Genomic DNA, 15,185 nt, shown 5'->3' on the forward strand with positions numbered 1-15,185 from the left:
CCCACCGGCGTTGGGGAGTCCGTTTGTGCGAGTACCCCCCTCTGGTGGCAGCATGGGCCGTGTGACGGCTCCCGCACCCCTAGAGACCGAGAAGACCGAGTCGGCGGAGGAGGTCTTCGCCGTACCCGAGCCGGACGTCCCCTGGCTGACGATCGTCCACAACGACCCGGTCAACCTCATGAGCTATGTGACGTATGTCTTCCAGACGTACTTCGGCTACACCAAGGACAAGGCCACCAAACTCATGATGGACGTCCATCACAAGGGCCGGGCGGTGGTCTCCAGCGGAACCCGCGAGGAGATGGAGCGCGACGTACAGGCCATGCACGGCTACGGTCTGTGGGCCACCCTTCAACAAGACCGCAAGTAGCCACAGCAGGACCGGAAACAGCCCGAGCCCTGGAAACCCCGAGCAGGACCGGAAGCAGCGAACTCACTCCATGCCTGGACACTTCGAACCGATCCCCGGCGGCGGCGCGGCCGTCGCGCTCGACGAGGTCGAGATCTCCATCATCCGCTCCCTCGCCGTCCAGCTCCTGGAGCTCATCGGTCCCGGGCCGGCCGAGAACGCCGCCGACGACCCGCTCGCCGAACTGTTCGCGGAGGGCCCCAGCGAGCCGCCCTCCGACCCCGTGCTGCAACGCCTCTTCCCCGACGCGTACAGCGGCCCCGACGTCGAGGCCCACTCGCCCGAGCAGGCCGAGGAACAGCGCGCCCACTCCTCGGAGTTCCGCCGCTTCACCGAGAACGACCTGCGCGCGGGCAAGCGCGGATGCGCCCTCACGGTGATCCGCTCGCTGGACGCGGTGGCATCCGGCGACGGCGGGGCGGTCGTCAAGCTGTCCGCCGACGAGGCCGAGCAGTGGCTGCGCGCCCTGAACGACCTGCGCCTGGCGATCGGCGCCCGGCTCGACGTCGTCGCCGAGGAGGACACCGACCTCCTCTACCGTCTGCCGGACGAGGACCCGCGCAAGCCGATGGTGATGGCCTATCTGTGGCTGGGCGGCCTCCAGGAGACGCTCGTCGAAGCCCTGATGTCCTGAGCCGCGGCGGGGTCCGCGTTCGCTCAGGAGACGCTCGTCGAAGCCCTGATGCCCTGATCCACGACGAGGCCCGCGCTCGCTCGCAGGACGCTCAGAGGACGCTCAAATCCGGATAACGATCACGTCACCATGACCGCGTCCTATGGGGCGCGGTTCGACTTTTGTCCAGGTCTTTCTGTGGTGTGCGCAACATGATCCCCCGCCGATCACCATTGCGGCCGTGATAAATCTTCACGACCGCCCGACAGGACACCACCCAGGTCCGGTCGGGTGCGCCACCGAGCCGGCGGATCGCCGGCCAGGCACAGCTCCACGTTTCCAGGGGGATCGGAACCCGAGCCGAGGCCAGGTCAATGGCCCGGACCGGCATGGAGAAAGGCGCACCACACATGACCTCGTCGCAGGTCGACCAGACCGACGAGCCGAGTGCCGGCAGTGCGGCCGTGGGCGGCGACGCCCCCGAAGAGGGGTACGAGCGCGGGCTCGGCAGCCGTCAGGTCCAGATGATCGCGATCGGCGGCGCCATCGGCGTCGGCCTCTTCCTGGGCGCCGGGGCGAACATCGCCAAGGCCGGCCCCAGCCTCATCCTCATGTACGCCCTCGCCGGCGTGATCATCTTCTTCATCATGCGGGCGCTCGGCGAACTGCTGCTCTACCGCCCGGTGTCGGGCTCCTTCGCGGAGTACTCCCGCGAGTTCCTCGGCCCGTTCTTCGGCTTCTTCACCGGCTGGACGTACTGGCTGATGTGGGTCGTCACCGGCATGGCGGAACTCACCGCCGCCGCGATCTACGTCCACTACTGGTTCCCGTCGATCCCGCGATGGGTGACGGCGCTGGTCTTCCTGGTCGTCCTGTTCGTGGCCAACCTGATCTCGGTGAAGCTCTTCGGCGAGATCGAGTTCTGGTTCTCGATGGTCAAGGTCACCGCGCTCATCGGCATGATCGTGATCGGTCTCGGCGTCCTCACCTTCGGCTTCAGCGCGGCCGGTGACACCGCCACCGTCGCCAACCTCTATCAGGTCGACGGCTTCTTCCCCAAGGGCATCGGCTCCTCCCTGATGACCCTCCAGGGCGTCATGTTCGCCTACCTGGCGGTCGAACTGGTCGGCGTCACGGCAGGCGAGTCCGAGAACCCCGAGAAGACCCTCCCCAAGGCGATCAACACCCTGCCCTGGCGCATCGCGCTCTTCTACGTCGGCGCCCTCACCGTCATCCTCTGCGTCGTGAAGTGGACCGAGTTCGCACCAGGAGTCAGTCCCTTCGTGGAGGCCTTCGCGAAGATCGGCATCCCCGCCGGCGCGGGCATCGTCAACTTCGTGGTCCTCACCGCCGCCCTCTCCTCCTGCAACTCAGGCATGTACTCCACCGGCCGCATGCTGCGCACCCTGGCCGACAACGGCGAGGCCCCGAAGATCTTCGGCAAGCTCTCCTCGACCAGGACCCCGGCCCTCGGCATCACCGTCTCCGTGCTCTTCATGGGCATCGGCGTGGTCCTGAACTACGTCGTCCCGGAGAAGGCCTTCGGCTACGTCGTCTCGGTGGCCACCGCGGCCGGCATCTGGACCTGGCTGATGATCCTGATCAGCCACATCCTGTACCGCCGCGCGGTCGACGCCGGACGCCTGCCCGCCTCCGCCTTCCCGGCCCCGGGCGGCGCGAGGTTCAGCTGGGTCGCGGTCGTCTTCCTGCTCTTCGTCACCTGCCTGATCGCGTACGACGCCGACTCCCGCGTCTGCCTGTACGTGATGGCTGTCTGGTCCGCCGCCCTGGGAATCGGCTGGGCCATCCTCAAGGTGCGGAACCCGCAGGTCGCCGAGCGCCGCGACCCGGCCTTCGAGGAGACCGGCTGACCTTCCCGGTTCCACCATGCGGGCTGCCCCGTACCGCTCCTCGGTACGGGGCAGCCTTCTGCTTATCCTGGCGAACATGCTGACCATCACCCAGGCGCTGTTCGACCAGATCGTCGCGCACGCGCGCCAGGACCACCCCGACGAGGCATGCGGCGTCGTAGCGGGCCCGGAGGGCACCGACCGCCCCGAGCGGTTCGTCCCGATGCTCAACGCGGCCCGCTCACCCACGTTCTACGAGTTCGACTCCGGCGACCTGCTCAAGCTGTACCGCGAGCTGGACGACCGCGACGAGGAGCCCGTCGTCATCTACCACTCGCACACGGCGACCGAGGCGTACCCCTCCCGCACCGACATCGCCTACGCCAACGAGCCGGGCGCGCACTACGTGCTGGTCTCCACGGCGGACTCGGACGACGCCGGGCCCTTCCAGTTCCGCTCCTACCGGATCGTCGAGGGCGAGGTGACGGAGGAGGAGATCAAGGTGGTGGAGGCGTACGCAGCCCCGTAACGGTGCGACGGTCCCGCATTTCGGTCGGAATTCATCCAGCATCTGAGATCACACTCCGGGATCCGGACCGGGAATCGATACGATGACCCCATGGTTCTCCACGACGTGAGCGACAAGACGCCGGGCATGCTGCTCGTGGCGCGGCTGCACGTCGATCTGTGCCGGCTGCAGAGCGCCATCTGTACGCGCTGACCCTGCCGCCGCCGTACGGCCGTGAGCCGCGGCTCCGCAAACCGGCGTACACCCTGATCCACCGCGCTGCCGCGCGCCCACCGACCTGACTTTCCTCCCGACAGGAGCCCGCAACCATGGCCATCGAGGTCCGCATCCCCACCATCCTCCGCACCTACACCGACGGCCAGAAGGCCGTCGAGGGCGGCGGGGAGACCCTCGCCGAGCTGTTCGCCGACCTCGAAAGCCGGCACACGGGCATCCAGGCCCGCATCGTGGACGGCGGCGAACTGCGCCGCTTCGTCAACGTCTACCTGAACGACGAGGACGTCCGCTTCCTCGAAGGCATCAACACCAAGCTGACCGACGGCGACAACGTGACGATCCTGCCGGCCGTCGCCGGCGGCATGGTCTGATCGGGCTCTGATCACTGATGCGTTACGACTCCCCGCTCGCCGCGGTGGGCAACACCCCTCTGGTGCGCCTGCCGCGGCTCTCGCCGTCCCAGGACGTGCGTATCTGGGCCAAGCTGGAGGACCGCAATCCGACCGGCTCGGTCAAGGACCGTCCGGCACTGCACATGGTCGAACAGGCGGAGAAGGACGGCCGGTTGACGCCCGGCTGCACGATCCTGGAGCCGACGTCCGGCAACACCGGCATCTCGCTGGCCATGGCGGCGAAGCTCAAGGGCTACCGCATGGTCTGCGTCATGCCGGAGAACACCTCGCGGGAGCGGCGCGAGCTGCTGGGCATGTGGGGCGCCGAGATCATCCCCTCGCCCGCGGCCGGCGGCTCCAACACCGCCGTGCGCGTCGCCAAGGAACTCGCCGCCGAGCACCCGGACTGGGTGATGCTCTACCAGTACGGCAACCCCGACAACGCGGGCGCCCACTACGCCACGACCGGCCCGGAGATCCTCGCCGACCTCCCCTCCATCACCCACTTCGTGGCAGGCCTCGGCACCACCGGCACCCTCATGGGCGTCGGCCGCTTCCTGCGCGAGCACAAGCCGGACGTGAAGATCGTCGCAGCCGAGCCGCGCTACGACGACCTCGTCTACGGGCTTCGCAACCTGGACGAGGGCTTCGTCCCCGAGCTGTACGACGCGTCCGTCCTCACCACCCGCTTCTCGGTCGGCTCCGCCGACGCCGTCACCCGCACCCGGGAGCTGCTCCAGCAGGAGGGCATCTTCGCGGGCGTCTCCACCGGGGCCGCGCTGCACGCCGCGATAGGGGTCGGCAAGAAGGCCCTCGCCGCGGGGGAGTCCGCCGACATCGCGTTCGTCGTCGCTGACGGGGGCTGGAAGTACCTGTCGACGGGGGTCTACACGGCCGCGACGACGGAGGAAGCGATCGAGAGGGTGCAGGGGCAGTTGTGGGCGTAGGGGGTGGCGGGTGGTTTCTTCGCCCCCTCCGCCCCTGCCCGTCCCTTGTTTCTGGGGCTCCGCCCCGGACCCCGCTCCTCAAACGCCGGAGGGGCTGACAATCTCACCCGCGGCGGAGGTCTTCAGCCCGTCCGGCGTCTGAGGACGAGCGCGTTCAGCGCGATACGGGGGTCTGGGGGCAGGGCCCCCAGAAACAAGGGACGGGCAGGGGCGGAGGGGGCGAAATCCTCCCCACCTCAGCCCGCCAGGTACCTCACCTGATCCCACAGCACCGGATCCACCGCCCCCACCCGCCGCCGGAAGTCCCGCACCGGGACCTCCCGCAGCTCGTCCGTCTCCAGGAAGCTCGCCCGCCCCCGGGCATCGCCCACCGCGCCGGGCGGTAGCGGAATCACCCCGGCCCGCTCGTCGTGGTACTTGCTGGTGATCTTCGCGACGGTGACCACCTCGCCCCGCACCCCCAGCACGAGACACGGCCGGTCCTTGCCCCCGGGCCCGTCCTCGTAGGGAACGCTCGCCCACCAGATCTCCGCCGCCCGAGGCCGCGGCACCCGCCGGGGCCCACGCGGCCGCCCGGGCGGCCGGGTACGCCGGGACGGCCGACGCCCCCGCCCCCAGCCATCTACAAGCGTCGCGACCAGCGCGAGCAGCACCACGGCCGCCAGCGCGAGCCACCAGGACGTGTCCATAGCAACGAAGGTACCGGTGCGTCCCGCCGACCGCCCCCTGCCCGGACGAGGCGGCCCCGCCCAAGGTCCATCCGAACCGGTGACAACACAGGTGAGTTCGCCCACAACGGCCCCTGGCGGAGGAGCGACCGGCCCTTTTGCGCCTTACGCTCGACGGACCGCACGACCCCCGTTTCCCGCATCTGCTCCGAGTGTCCGCGCTGAGGATCCGCTCACGGCGTCCACTCCCTGCACTTCCTGTCAGCGCGGAGGTTCCAGCTCATATGAAGCTCACCGTCGTCGGCTGCTCGGGGTCGTTCCCGTCCGCGGAATCGGCCTGTTCGAGCTACCTCGTAGAGGCCGACGGCTTCCGGCTGCTTCTCGACATGGGCAATGGTGCCCTTGGCGAGCTGCAGCGCCACTGCGGTCTTTACGACCTCGACGCGATCTTCCTCAGCCATCTGCACGCCGACCACTGCATCGACATGTGCGCGTACTTCGTCGCGCGCTACTACCGCCACGACGGCGGCCGCGCCGGCCCGATCCCCGTCTACGGACCCGAGGGCACGGAGCACCGCCTGACCACCGCCTACGCGGACACGCCCACCGCCTCGTCGATGAGCGAGGTGTTCGACTTCCACACGGTCAAGCCGGGCACGTTCGAGGTCGGCCCGTTCACCCTGCACACGGACCGGGTGCGCCACCCCGTTGAGGCGTACGGCATCCGCGTGGAGCACGGCGGACGTGCGCTGACCTACTCCGGGGACACGGGAGTGTGCGAGTCCCTCGACGAACTCGCCCGCGACAGCGACCTGTTCCTCTGCGAAGCCGCGTTCACGCACGGCAAGGAGAACATCCCCGACCTCCACCTCAACGGCCGCGAGGCAGGCGAGACCGCCACCCGCGCCGGCGCCCGCAAGCTCGTCCTCACCCACATCCCGCCGTGGACGGACCCCCGGATCAACCTGGCGGACGCGCGCGCGGTGTACGGCGGGCCGGTAGAGCTGGCGTCGCCCAGGATGTCGTACGAGATCTAGAGCCGGTAACAGGGAGGGCCCCGGAACCGAACGGTTCCGGGGCCCTCGTCCTGCCGTACGAGTTCACGTCATACGAACTCATGCCGTACGTACGAGGCTCACACCTTGGTGAGGTCCTCGACCTCCTCCTCGGGCTCGCGGCCCGGGGTGGGGAGGTTCCACTTGACGATCGCGAAGCGGAAGACGACGTAATAGATGGCGCCGAAGACGAGGCCGATCGGAATGATCAGCCAGGGCTTGGTGGCCAGGTTCCAGTTCATCGCGTAGTCGATGAAGCCGGCGGAGAAGGTGAAGCCGTCGTGCACGCCGAGCCCCCAGGTGACCGCCATCGAGAGGGCGGTCAGCACCGCGTGGATCCCGTACAGCACGGGCGCGATGAACATGAAGGAGAACTCGATCGGCTCGGTGATGCCGGTGACGAACGAGGTCAGGGCGAGCGAGATCATCATGCCGAGGACGGCCTTGCGGCGCTCCGGACGGGCGGTGTGCGCGATCGCCAGCGCGGCGGCCGGCAGGCCGAACATCATGATCGGGAAGAAGCCGGACATGAACTGGCCGGCGGTCGGGTCACCCGCGAAGAAGCGGTTGAGGTCGCCGTGGACGACTGCGCCGGTGGCGGGGTTGGTGTAGTCGCCGAGCTGGAACCAGGAGACCGTGTTCACGAACTGGTGCATGCCGACCGGGATCAGCGCGCGGTTGATCAGACCGAACAGGCCCGCACCCAGCGAGCCCAGGCCGGTCATCCACTCGCCGAAGTTGGAGATGACCTCACCGATCGGTTCCCAGACCAGACCGAAGAGGACACCCATCGCGGTGCCGACGAAGGCCATGATGATCGGGACGAGGCGGCGGCCGTTGAAGAAGCCGAGCCAGTCGACCAGCTTGGTGCGGTGGAACTTCTGCCACAGCACGGCCGACAGCAGACCCATGATGATGCCGCCGAGGACACCGGGGTTGTTGTAGGTCGCGGCTATGTCCGCGCCTGTCTGGACCTTGGCCTCGGTGACGGGGAAGGCCTTGAGCACGTTGCTGTAGACAAGGAAGCCGACGAGGGCGGCGAGGGCCGTGGAGCCGTCCGACTTCTTGGCGAAGCCGATCGCGACGCCTATACAGAAGAGCAGCGGCAGGTTGTCGAAGATCGCGCCACCGGCGGTGGCGAAGACCGCCGTCAGCTTGTCGGGGAAGTTGAACTTGTCGTGGATGTCCGGCTGCCCGAACCGCAGCAGGATCCCCGCCGCCGGCAGAACGGCGATCGGGAGCTGGAGACTGCGGCCGACTTTCTGCAGGCCTTGGAACAGACCGGATCCCCGCTTCTTCGCGGGTGCCGCCGTTGTGGTGGCGGTGCTCATAGTTCCTCCATGTACCGGAGCTGCCCGGGGGGACGAGAAGGGGGGAAACGGGGGTGAAACGGGTGGTAGGCAGCTTCACGTGGTCTACACCACTTGGTGGCGTAGACCTGTTTTAGCACGGTGAAGGTGGGATAAGGAACCCGCCAATTTTGTGGCCTGGGCCATACCGGAAGAACCGGTCGCAAGTATTCGTATTCATGACAAAGGGCCCCCGGACCAGGAGGTCCGAGGGCCCTTGAGCAGGGAAGGCCTACGCGCGGGTGTGGTAAAGGATCATGCCTTGGTGGTGTCCTCGCGATCCTCGTCCGGCTCCCGCCCCGGAGTCTTCAGATCGAACTTGGTGATCGCGAAGCGGAAGACCACGTAGTACACGACGGCGAAGCACAACCCGATCGGGATGATCGCCCAAGGCCTGGTCGCCAGGTTCCAGTTGATGACGTAGTCGATCAGACCCGCTGAGAAACTGAAGCCGTCGTGCACCCCCAGGCCCCACGTCACCGCCATCGAGACACCGGTGAGAAGCGCGTGCACCGCGTACAGCAACGGTGCGATGAACACGAAGGAGTACTCGATCGGTTCGGTGATGCCCGTGACGAACGAGGTCAGCGCGATCGACAACATCAGACCGCCAACTTCCTTGCGGCGATGGGGCTTTGCGCAGTGCGTCATGGCCAGACAGGCGGCCGGCAGCGCGAACATCATGATGGGGAAGAAGCCCGAGGTGAACTGCCCCGCGTTCGGGTCGCCCGCCAGGAACATGTTGATGTCACCGTGCACCACCGTCCCGTCCGGCTTGGTGTACGTGCCGAACTGGAACCAGATGGGCACGTTCAGGAACTGGTGCAGACCGATCACCAGCAGCGCGCGGTTGGCGATACCGAACACACCCGCGCCCCAGGCACCGAGCCCGACCAGCCAGTCGCTGAAGTTCTGCAGACCGTCACCGATCGGCGGCCACACCCACAGACACAGCGCGGCGAACGCGATCGCGACGAACGACATGATGATCGGCACGAGCCGGCGCCCGTTGAAGAAGCCGAGCCAGTCCACCAGCTTCGTACGGTGGAAACGCTGCCAGAAGTACGCGGACAGCAACCCGATGACGATGCCGCCGAAGACCCCGGGATTCTGGTAGGAGAAGGCGGCCACCGTACCGTCCGACGCCTGACAGCCGGCCGCGACCTTCTGCGCCCCGCTCGCGCAGGCCACCGGGAACTGCCGCAGCACGTTGTAGTAGACGAGGAACCCCGCGACCGCAGCCAGCGCCGTCGACCCGTCCGACTTCTTCGCCATCCCGATGGCCACGCCCACACAGAACAACAACGGCAGCCCCAGCGAACCGTCCAGCAGCGCGCCACCGGCACCCGCCATCACCTTCGAGACGTTCGTCCAGCCGAGACCGTCGTCACCGAACACGTCCGGCTGACCCAGCCGGTTGAGAATGCCCGCGGCCGGCAGTACGGCGATGGGAAGCTGAAGACTCCGGCCCATCTTCTGCAGACTCTGGAACAGGTTGCTCCAAGGCGTGCGCGCGGGTGCGGCGGCACTGCTGGCACTCATGGGCGTCCTCCGGGCGGAACCGGGCTTGGCGCCCGTTCGTCGACTGGTGTAGACCAGTCCCTGAACGGTCGCGCTGTCGTGAACGCCATGATTCGGTACCCATGACATGACCGCTCGCGAAGATGGGCCAACTGTGGGTTACTGCGACAAAGCGGTTCGGATCAGGGAGTAGGACATGGCCACCAAGGCTGAGAAGATCGTCGCCGGGCTCGGCGGCATCGAGAACATCGAAGAGGTCGAAGGCTGCATCACCCGCCTCCGCACCGAGGTCATCGACCCGAGCAAGGTCGACGAAGCCGCCCTGAAGGCCGCCGGCGCCCACGGCGTCGTCAAAATGGGCACCGCCATCCAGGTCGTCATCGGCACCGACGCCGACCCGATCGCGGCGGACATCGAAGACATGATGTGAACCACGTCTTCTAGAACGCCTTCTAGACGCCTTCTAGAACGATGGCTCACCCCTGAGGGGCTGCTTCCCTAACCGGCGGCAGCCCCTCACCCGTATACGGCTAGGCTCATCGCCATGTCTCGTATCGACGGCCGCACCCCCGAACAGCTACGCCCCATCACCATCCAGCGGGGCTGGAGCAAGCACGCCGAAGGCTCCGTCCTCGTCTCCTTCGGCGACACCAAAGTCTTCTGCACCGCCTCCGTCACCGAAGGCGTTCCGCGCTGGCGCAAGGGCAGCGGCGAGGGCTGGGTCACCGCCGAGTACTCGATGCTCCCGCGCGCCACCAACACCCGCGGCGACCGCGAATCCGTCCGCGGCAGGATCGGCGGCCGCACCCACGAGATCTCCCGCCTCATCGGCCGCTCCCTGCGCGCCGTCATCGACTACAAGGCACTCGGCGAGAACACCATCGTCCTCGACTGCGACGTCCTCCAGGCCGACGGCGGCACCCGCACCGCCGCCATCACCGGCGCCTACGTCGCCCTCGCCGACGCCATCACCTGGGCCCAGGGCAAGAAACTCGTCAAGGCCGGCCGCCAGCCCCTCACCGGCACCGTCTCCGCGGTCTCCGTCGGCATCGTCGGCGGCATCCCGCTCCTCGACCTCTGCTACGAGGAGGACGTGCGCGCCGACACCGACATGAACGTCGTCTGCACCGGCGACGGCCGCTTCGTCGAGGTCCAGGGCACCGCCGAGGCCGAGCCCTTCGACCGCAAGGAACTGAACGCCCTGCTCGACCTCGCCGTCGCCGGCTGCGACGAGCTGGCCGCCGTACAGCGCGCGGCACTTGAGGCAACCACCAGTTAACCCTTCGCGTTCTAAGGGGTACGGGCGTACGGTCCAGCCGTGCGCCCCAGCCCGGCCCCGGCACGGGGCCCGGCCGACCGCACCAAGGGGTCGATCACGCCAAAGGGTCGATCACACCAAGGGGTCGATCACACCAAGGGGTTGACCACATCTTGCCCACGGGGAGGGACCGTTCCATGGCCGCGCGCCAACGCCGACGCACCGCCGCATTCGCCGTCATCGCCGCACTCGTCGCCATACCGGCGGCAGTCGGCTGCGACGCCGTCAACAAGGCCCTGGACTGCGTCCAGACCGCCGACGCCATCGCCGACAGCGTCACCGACCTCCAGCAGGCCGTAGAGAACGCGGCGAACGACCCGACGCAGACCGAAGAGTCCCTCAACTCGATCGAGCAGAACCTCGACGAGATCGGCGACAAGACCGACAACGCCGACGTGAACAAGGCGGTCGACGACCTTCAGCAGGCCGTCGGCAACGTCCGGACGGCGATCCAGAACGGTGACGAGACGCCCGACATCAGCCCGGTCACGGACGCGGCGGGTGAACTGACCAAGGTCTGCACGCCGTAGCCGGCACGCGGGTCTGGGGACACTGCCACGCAGGGGCTTGGGGATACTGAGGGGCATGACCCGCCTGATCCTCGCCACCCGCAACGCCGGAAAACTCACCGAGCTGAAGGCGATCCTCGCCGACGCAGGTCTCACGCACGACCTCGTCGGCGCGGACGCCTACCCCGACATCCCCGACGTCAAGGAAACCGGCGTCACCTTCGCCGAGAACGCCCTCCTCAAGGCCCACGCCCTCGCCCAGGCCACCGGCCTCCCCGCCGTCGCCGACGACTCCGGCCTCTGCGTCGACGTCCTGGGCGGCGCCCCCGGCATCTTCTCCGCCCGCTGGGCGGGACGGCACGGCGACGACACCGCGAACCTGAACCTGCTCCTCGCCCAGCTCGGCGACATCGCCGACGAACACCGGGGCGCCCACTTCGCGTGCGCGGCTGCCCTGGCCCTCCCCGACGGCACGGAGCGGGTGGTCGAGGGGCAGCTACGGGGTCTGCTGCGACACGCTCCCACCGGCACGAACGGCTTCGGCTACGACCCGATCCTCCAGCCGGAGGGGGAGACGCGGACGTGCGCGGAGATGGACCCCGCGGAGAAGAACGCGATCAGCCATCGGGGGAAGGCGTTCCGGGGGCTGGTGCCGGTGGTTCGGGAGTTGTTGGGCTAGGGGTATCAACGGCGAAGGCCCAGCTCGCGGTGTACGCGTGCTAGGCCTTCGGCCTGGTGCGCCCGGTCGGATTCGAACCGACAGACACGACCACCTAAAGATCGCCGCTCAGCCCTTGGCGTACGGGCGCAGGCACCGAGCCCTACTTTACTGGGAGAAGCCGACTGTCGGTGAAGCTAGGCCGATTATGGGGCGTCGCCGTCGTCCACCTCGGCACCAGGTACTGGTGATCGCGTGACAGTTGGGACACAGCAACCGCAGGTTCTCGCGCCGGTCGTCGCTCCAGTCGCCGTTGATGTGGTCGACCTCCAGCGTCATCGGTTTGTCACGCCATTCAGGGCCGGTGCCGCACCTGGCGCATTGCTCGGGTACGCCAACCTCGCGGAGCGCTCGACGAAGCTGTGGAGTCTTCGTGCGGTGCTTGCGGCCGTGTCGGATCAGGATGTCCTCCGGAGGTTTGACCGGGTTCATGCTTGGCTTCCCTCGTTGATGCGACTGGCCCAGAAAGTGCGCGGTCGAGAGGCGCTCCTCGGCGATCCACTCTCGTAACATCGCGCGTTGGCTGCCGTTGTCTGGGCGCCCGAGGTGGCACAGGACTTCGGCGATGGAAGTGGACTCACCGATCGCAGCGCACAAGTCCATGCTTGCGGGTCGCGTGCGACGTTTGGTGTGCCTGCCGCGGTGGCGGAAGTGCGAGATGTCGATGTCAAACTTCTCGAAGCGTTTGTGCAGGTGCCGCCTGAGGCTGCCGTATGGCCGGGTACCGAAGAAGGCGATGACCTCATCGATGTCCGAGCATTGACCGGCTGCTTCTACCAGCCGCTCGCGGGTGTATTGGACTCTGCTGCTCACGAGACACTCCCATGGAAGCGACCCGTGCTACGACCACGGTAAGTGTCTGTCGTGGAGTGGCAGTTGGGGCACAGTAGCCGTAGGTTCTCGACCCGGTTGTTTCGCCAGTTGCCGTCCATGTGGTCGACCTCAAGCGGCAGCGGCTCTCCCAGCCAGACCGCCTTATTGCCGCACAGAGCGCATTGCTCGCTGATGCCGAGTTCGAGGAGCGCCCTCTTGAGCCGGTTGCTGGGGGTGCGCCTGGCGTGCGCAGAGGAGTTCTCCACGAGGATCTCCTCTGCGGTGCGGCGGCGCAGATTTTCCCGCATCCTCTCCGTGCGGACCGCCGACGTGAAGTGTGAGGTGTCGATCCCATGCGCCTTGATCCGGCGGCTGATGTGCGTGTGCTGTCCGCCGACGACCTCAACCCCGAGACGGCGCAGCACCTCACACATGTTCGTCGAGGCCGATACCGCAGCTTCAAGGATCCCTCTTGTCCACCGCACCCCGTCCCGCTCGAAGTGCGACATGTCCACCCCTAGCTTCTTCATACGCTCCCGGATGTAGTTTCGCCTCGAACTCTTCGGATCCACCCCCAACTTCCCCAACGCCTCAGACAACGTCCGTGACGAGCTCGCCGCCTCCTCCAGGCGCTCCCTGGTGTAAGGGCTGACCGGCATGATTCCCCTCCGTTCCGGCCACACGTTCGTGACCTCGTACGGAGTAACGAACCGTTTATCGGACAGTCACGCCCGAAACGTAAAACGGCCCGTAACCGGATCGCGCCGGTACGGGCCGTTCCTGAAGCGCCAGCGACCTCAGATCCCCAGATCCTTGATGATCTTCGCGACGTGGCCCGTGGCCTTGACGTTGTAGAAGGCGTGCTCGATCTTGCCTCCCTCGTCGACGACGAGGGTGGAACGGATGACGCCGACGTACGTCTTGCCGTAGTTCTTCTTCTCGCCGTAGGCGCCGTAGGCCTCGATGATCTTGGTGGAGGGGTCGCCGACCAGGGTGACCTTCAGGTTCTCCTTCTCGCGGAACTTGGCGAGCTTCTCGGGCTTGTCGGGGGAGACGCCGATGACGTCGTAGCCGGCGGTCGCCAGGACGTCGAGGTTGTCGGTGAAGTCGCAGGCCTGCTTGGTGCAGCCGGGGGTCAGGGCGGCCGGGTAGAAGTAGACGATGACCTTGCGGCCCTTGTGGTCGGCGAGGGAGACCTCGTTGCCGTCGGCGTCGGGCAGGGTGAAGGCGGGGGCGGTGTCGCCGGGCTGGAGTCGCTCGCTCATCGGTACCTCACGTGGCCGGGGGTGGGTGGAAATGGGTTATGGACTGCAGAACGAGCGTAATGGGGGTGCCGAGGGGTGCGTCGCCGCCCGAGCTGACAGACTGTCGGGAGCAAAGGACCAGATACACGATCATGGGAGGCAGCGCGGTGCCGGACACGTCGGACACGTCGGATACCAGGACTCCGGCGCAGATCGAGGCGGACATCAAGCGCCGCCGCGAAACCCTCGCCGAGACGCTCGACGAGATCGGCGTGCGCGTGCACCCGAAGACCGTCGTCGGGGACGCGAAGGCCAAGGTCGCCTCCCATATCGATCACACGCTGGGGCGCGCGTACGTCGGCGTCAACCGGGTCGTCAGCGATGTGAAGGGGCAGTTCGTCAGCGAGGAGGGCGCGCCGCGGCTCGAACGCATCGTGCCGGTGGCCCTTGTCGTGGTCGGGATCGTCGGGTTGCTGGCCGTCGGCTCGCGTCGGCGCAAGCGCTGACCCGGCGGCGTACGGACCGGTCGAGGGCAGGTAGGTTCGGGGAGTGAGCGCCAACCGGGACAAGCAGAGCACCCACCCTGACGACAAGTTGCCCATCCGCATGCTGCACGACCGTGTGCTGGTGCGGCAGGACGCCGCCGAGGGCGAGCGGCGTTCCGGCGGCGGCATCCTGATCCCCGCGACGGCGGCCGTCGGTCGGCGTCTGGCGTGGGCGGATGTGGTCGCGGTCGGGCAGAACGTACGGACGGTGGAACCGGGCGACCGCGTCCTGTACGACCCCGAGGACCGTGCCGAGGTCGAGGTGCGCGGGACCGCGTATGTGCTGATGCGTGAGCGGGATCTGCACGCGGTAGCCGCGGACCGGTTCGAAGGGTCCGAGGACTCCACGGGCTTGTACCTGTGATGGGTAGGCCGTCGGTTCGGGTACTAACTGGGATGTCATGAACCGCTTGGTCGTCGAGGCCGAATCGCCGGACGCGACGCGAACGATCCTCCATCGCATCCGCCGAGAAGCCTGATCGGAGCCGA

20 protein-coding genes and 1 tRNA gene are annotated in these 15,185 nt (G+C 67.5%); 14 read left to right on the forward strand and 7 right to left on the reverse strand.

Features of this window, described 5'->3' with window-relative positions:
- The first annotated feature begins 52 nt into the window (after positions 1–52).
- From clpS to ACFWP7_RS04105, 7 genes are all read left to right on the forward strand, one after another.
- Positions 53–370: an ATP-dependent Clp protease adapter ClpS gene (gene clpS, locus ACFWP7_RS04075; protein ID WP_384375623.1), complete on the forward strand. Its 318-nt coding sequence runs from the start codon at positions 53–55 to the stop codon at positions 368–370.
- Positions 371–440: 70 nt separating this feature from the next.
- Complete coding sequence (locus tag ACFWP7_RS04080) at positions 441–1,043, forward strand: DUF2017 domain-containing protein (protein WP_384375626.1); 603 nt, start codon at positions 441–443, stop codon at positions 1,041–1,043.
- Between the two features lie 389 nt (positions 1,044–1,432).
- Entirely contained in the window at positions 1,433–2,893 is a 1,461-nt protein-coding gene (locus ACFWP7_RS04085) for an amino acid permease (RefSeq protein WP_384375629.1), read from the forward strand.
- A 76-nt stretch (positions 2,894–2,969) separates the two neighbouring features.
- The gene (locus tag ACFWP7_RS04090; protein ID WP_384375632.1) at positions 2,970–3,401 is read left to right on the forward strand and encodes a Mov34/MPN/PAD-1 family protein; all 432 of its coding nucleotides are present in this window, start codon (positions 2,970–2,972) and stop codon (positions 3,399–3,401) included.
- 90 nt (positions 3,402–3,491) lie between these two features.
- Complete coding sequence (locus ACFWP7_RS04095; RefSeq protein WP_384375635.1) at positions 3,492–3,593, forward strand: putative leader peptide; 102 nt, start codon at positions 3,492–3,494, stop codon at positions 3,591–3,593.
- Positions 3,594–3,709: 116 nt separating this feature from the next.
- Entirely contained in the window at positions 3,710–3,988 is a 279-nt protein-coding gene (locus tag ACFWP7_RS04100) for a MoaD/ThiS family protein (RefSeq protein WP_384375638.1), read from the forward strand.
- Between the two features lie 17 nt (positions 3,989–4,005).
- Entirely contained in the window at positions 4,006–4,956 is a 951-nt protein-coding gene (locus ACFWP7_RS04105; protein ID WP_384375641.1) for a PLP-dependent cysteine synthase family protein, read from the forward strand.
- A 236-nt stretch (positions 4,957–5,192) separates the two neighbouring features.
- Here the strand turns inward: ACFWP7_RS04105 and ACFWP7_RS04110 are convergent, their stop codons facing one another.
- Positions 5,193–5,645 (reverse strand): type II toxin-antitoxin system PemK/MazF family toxin, encoded by a 453-nt coding sequence (locus ACFWP7_RS04110; RefSeq protein WP_384375644.1) that lies wholly within the window; start codon positions 5,643–5,645, stop codon positions 5,193–5,195.
- Positions 5,646–5,908: 263 nt separating this feature from the next.
- Between ACFWP7_RS04110 and ACFWP7_RS04115 the strand changes: the two genes are divergently transcribed.
- Positions 5,909–6,661, forward strand: coding sequence for an MBL fold metallo-hydrolase (locus ACFWP7_RS04115; RefSeq protein ID WP_384375647.1), 753 nt, complete (start codon positions 5,909–5,911; stop codon positions 6,659–6,661).
- 98 nt (positions 6,662–6,759) lie between these two features.
- Here the strand turns inward: ACFWP7_RS04115 and ACFWP7_RS04120 are convergent, their stop codons facing one another.
- On the reverse strand, positions 6,760–8,010 hold the full coding sequence (locus ACFWP7_RS04120) for a PTS transporter subunit EIIC (RefSeq protein ID WP_384375650.1): 1,251 nt from the start codon (positions 8,008–8,010) through the stop codon (positions 6,760–6,762).
- 273 nt (positions 8,011–8,283) lie between these two features.
- The gene (locus ACFWP7_RS04125) at positions 8,284–9,570 is read right to left on the reverse strand and encodes a PTS transporter subunit EIIC (protein WP_384375653.1); all 1,287 of its coding nucleotides are present in this window, start codon (positions 9,568–9,570) and stop codon (positions 8,284–8,286) included.
- 175 nt (positions 9,571–9,745) lie between these two features.
- Here ACFWP7_RS04125 and ACFWP7_RS04130 point away from each other — a divergent pair, with 175 nt between their 5' ends.
- The 4 genes from ACFWP7_RS04130 (at position 9,746) to rdgB (ending at position 12,055) form a co-directional block, all read left to right on the forward strand.
- The gene (locus ACFWP7_RS04130; protein ID WP_112449866.1) at positions 9,746–9,979 is read left to right on the forward strand and encodes a glucose PTS transporter subunit EIIB; all 234 of its coding nucleotides are present in this window, start codon (positions 9,746–9,748) and stop codon (positions 9,977–9,979) included.
- A gap of 114 nt (positions 9,980–10,093) precedes the next feature.
- Entirely contained in the window at positions 10,094–10,828 is a 735-nt protein-coding gene (rph, locus tag ACFWP7_RS04135; protein ID WP_384375657.1) for a ribonuclease PH, read from the forward strand.
- A gap of 176 nt (positions 10,829–11,004) precedes the next feature.
- Positions 11,005–11,397, forward strand: coding sequence for a hypothetical protein (locus ACFWP7_RS04140; RefSeq protein WP_384375660.1), 393 nt, complete (start codon positions 11,005–11,007; stop codon positions 11,395–11,397).
- Between the two features lie 55 nt (positions 11,398–11,452).
- Complete coding sequence (gene rdgB / locus ACFWP7_RS04145) at positions 11,453–12,055, forward strand: RdgB/HAM1 family non-canonical purine NTP pyrophosphatase (RefSeq protein ID WP_384375663.1); 603 nt, start codon at positions 11,453–11,455, stop codon at positions 12,053–12,055.
- A 54-nt stretch (positions 12,056–12,109) separates the two neighbouring features.
- Here the strand turns inward: rdgB and ACFWP7_RS04150 are convergent.
- The 4 genes from ACFWP7_RS04150 to bcp all read right to left on the reverse strand — a co-directional run bounded on the left by ACFWP7_RS04150 (position 12,110) and on the right by bcp (position 14,172).
- Positions 12,110–12,185, reverse strand: a tRNA-Leu gene (locus ACFWP7_RS04150).
- 17 nt (positions 12,186–12,202) lie between these two features.
- Positions 12,203–12,907, reverse strand: a complete 705-nt coding sequence (locus ACFWP7_RS04155) for an HNH endonuclease (protein WP_384375666.1) — start codon at positions 12,905–12,907, stop codon at positions 12,203–12,205.
- Complete coding sequence (locus tag ACFWP7_RS04160) at positions 12,904–13,566, reverse strand: HNH endonuclease signature motif containing protein (RefSeq protein WP_384375669.1); 663 nt, start codon at positions 13,564–13,566, stop codon at positions 12,904–12,906. The genes ACFWP7_RS04155 and ACFWP7_RS04160 overlap by 4 nt, the downstream gene beginning before the upstream one ends.
- A 138-nt stretch (positions 13,567–13,704) precedes the next feature.
- Positions 13,705–14,172 carry a thioredoxin-dependent thiol peroxidase gene (gene bcp, locus ACFWP7_RS04165; protein ID WP_384375672.1) on the reverse strand — a complete coding sequence of 156 codons (468 nt, stop codon included), beginning with the start codon at positions 14,170–14,172 and terminating at the stop codon, positions 13,705–13,707.
- A 131-nt stretch (positions 14,173–14,303) separates the two neighbouring features.
- Between bcp and ACFWP7_RS04170 the strand changes: the two genes are divergently transcribed.
- Together ACFWP7_RS04170 and ACFWP7_RS04175 are read left to right on the forward strand one after the other, a co-directional pair.
- Positions 14,304–14,657 (forward strand): DUF3618 domain-containing protein, encoded by a 354-nt coding sequence (locus tag ACFWP7_RS04170; RefSeq protein WP_384375675.1) that lies wholly within the window; start codon positions 14,304–14,306, stop codon positions 14,655–14,657.
- A gap of 100 nt (positions 14,658–14,757) precedes the next feature.
- Positions 14,758–15,060: a co-chaperone GroES gene (locus ACFWP7_RS04175; protein ID WP_326790934.1), complete on the forward strand. Its 303-nt coding sequence runs from the start codon at positions 14,758–14,760 to the stop codon at positions 15,058–15,060.
- The last annotated feature ends 125 nt before the right edge of the window (positions 15,061–15,185 follow it).

The organism is Streptomyces sp. NPDC058470, assembly GCF_042721055.1.
GTDB lineage: Bacteria > Actinomycetota > Actinomycetes > Streptomycetales > Streptomycetaceae > Streptomyces.

Bases quoted from the DNA above. Each gene is read 5' to 3' on its own strand.
- clpS (WP_384375623.1), top strand. From the start codon at position 53: ATGGGCCGTGTGACGGCTCCCGCACCCCTAGAGACCGAGAAGACCGAG.
- ACFWP7_RS04080 (WP_384375626.1), top strand. From the start codon at position 441: ATGCCTGGACACTTCGAACCGATCCCCGGCGGCGGCGCGGCCGTCGCG.
- ACFWP7_RS04085 (WP_384375629.1), top strand. From the start codon at position 1,433: ATGACCTCGTCGCAGGTCGACCAGACCGACGAGCCGAGTGCCGGCAGT.
- ACFWP7_RS04090 (WP_384375632.1), top strand. From the start codon at position 2,970: ATGCTGACCATCACCCAGGCGCTGTTCGACCAGATCGTCGCGCACGCG.
- ACFWP7_RS04095 (WP_384375635.1), top strand. From the start codon at position 3,492: ATGGTTCTCCACGACGTGAGCGACAAGACGCCGGGCATGCTGCTCGTG.
- ACFWP7_RS04100 (WP_384375638.1), top strand. From the start codon at position 3,710: ATGGCCATCGAGGTCCGCATCCCCACCATCCTCCGCACCTACACCGAC.
- ACFWP7_RS04105 (WP_384375641.1), top strand. From the start codon at position 4,006: ATGCGTTACGACTCCCCGCTCGCCGCGGTGGGCAACACCCCTCTGGTG.
- ACFWP7_RS04110 (WP_384375644.1), bottom strand. From the start codon at position 5,645: ATGGACACGTCCTGGTGGCTCGCGCTGGCGGCCGTGGTGCTGCTCGCG.
- ACFWP7_RS04115 (WP_384375647.1), top strand. From the start codon at position 5,909: ATGAAGCTCACCGTCGTCGGCTGCTCGGGGTCGTTCCCGTCCGCGGAA.
- ACFWP7_RS04120 (WP_384375650.1), bottom strand. From the start codon at position 8,010: ATGAGCACCGCCACCACAACGGCGGCACCCGCGAAGAAGCGGGGATCC.
- ACFWP7_RS04125 (WP_384375653.1), bottom strand. From the start codon at position 9,570: ATGAGTGCCAGCAGTGCCGCCGCACCCGCGCGCACGCCTTGGAGCAAC.
- ACFWP7_RS04130 (WP_112449866.1), top strand. From the start codon at position 9,746: ATGGCCACCAAGGCTGAGAAGATCGTCGCCGGGCTCGGCGGCATCGAG.
- rph (WP_384375657.1), top strand. From the start codon at position 10,094: ATGTCTCGTATCGACGGCCGCACCCCCGAACAGCTACGCCCCATCACC.
- ACFWP7_RS04140 (WP_384375660.1), top strand. From the start codon at position 11,005: ATGGCCGCGCGCCAACGCCGACGCACCGCCGCATTCGCCGTCATCGCC.
- rdgB (WP_384375663.1), top strand. From the start codon at position 11,453: ATGACCCGCCTGATCCTCGCCACCCGCAACGCCGGAAAACTCACCGAG.
- ACFWP7_RS04160 (WP_384375669.1), bottom strand. From the start codon at position 13,566: ATGCCGGTCAGCCCTTACACCAGGGAGCGCCTGGAGGAGGCGGCGAGC.
- bcp (WP_384375672.1), bottom strand. From the start codon at position 14,172: ATGAGCGAGCGACTCCAGCCCGGCGACACCGCCCCCGCCTTCACCCTG.
- ACFWP7_RS04170 (WP_384375675.1), top strand. From the start codon at position 14,304: ATGGGAGGCAGCGCGGTGCCGGACACGTCGGACACGTCGGATACCAGG.
- ACFWP7_RS04175 (WP_326790934.1), top strand. From the start codon at position 14,758: ATGCTGCACGACCGTGTGCTGGTGCGGCAGGACGCCGCCGAGGGCGAG.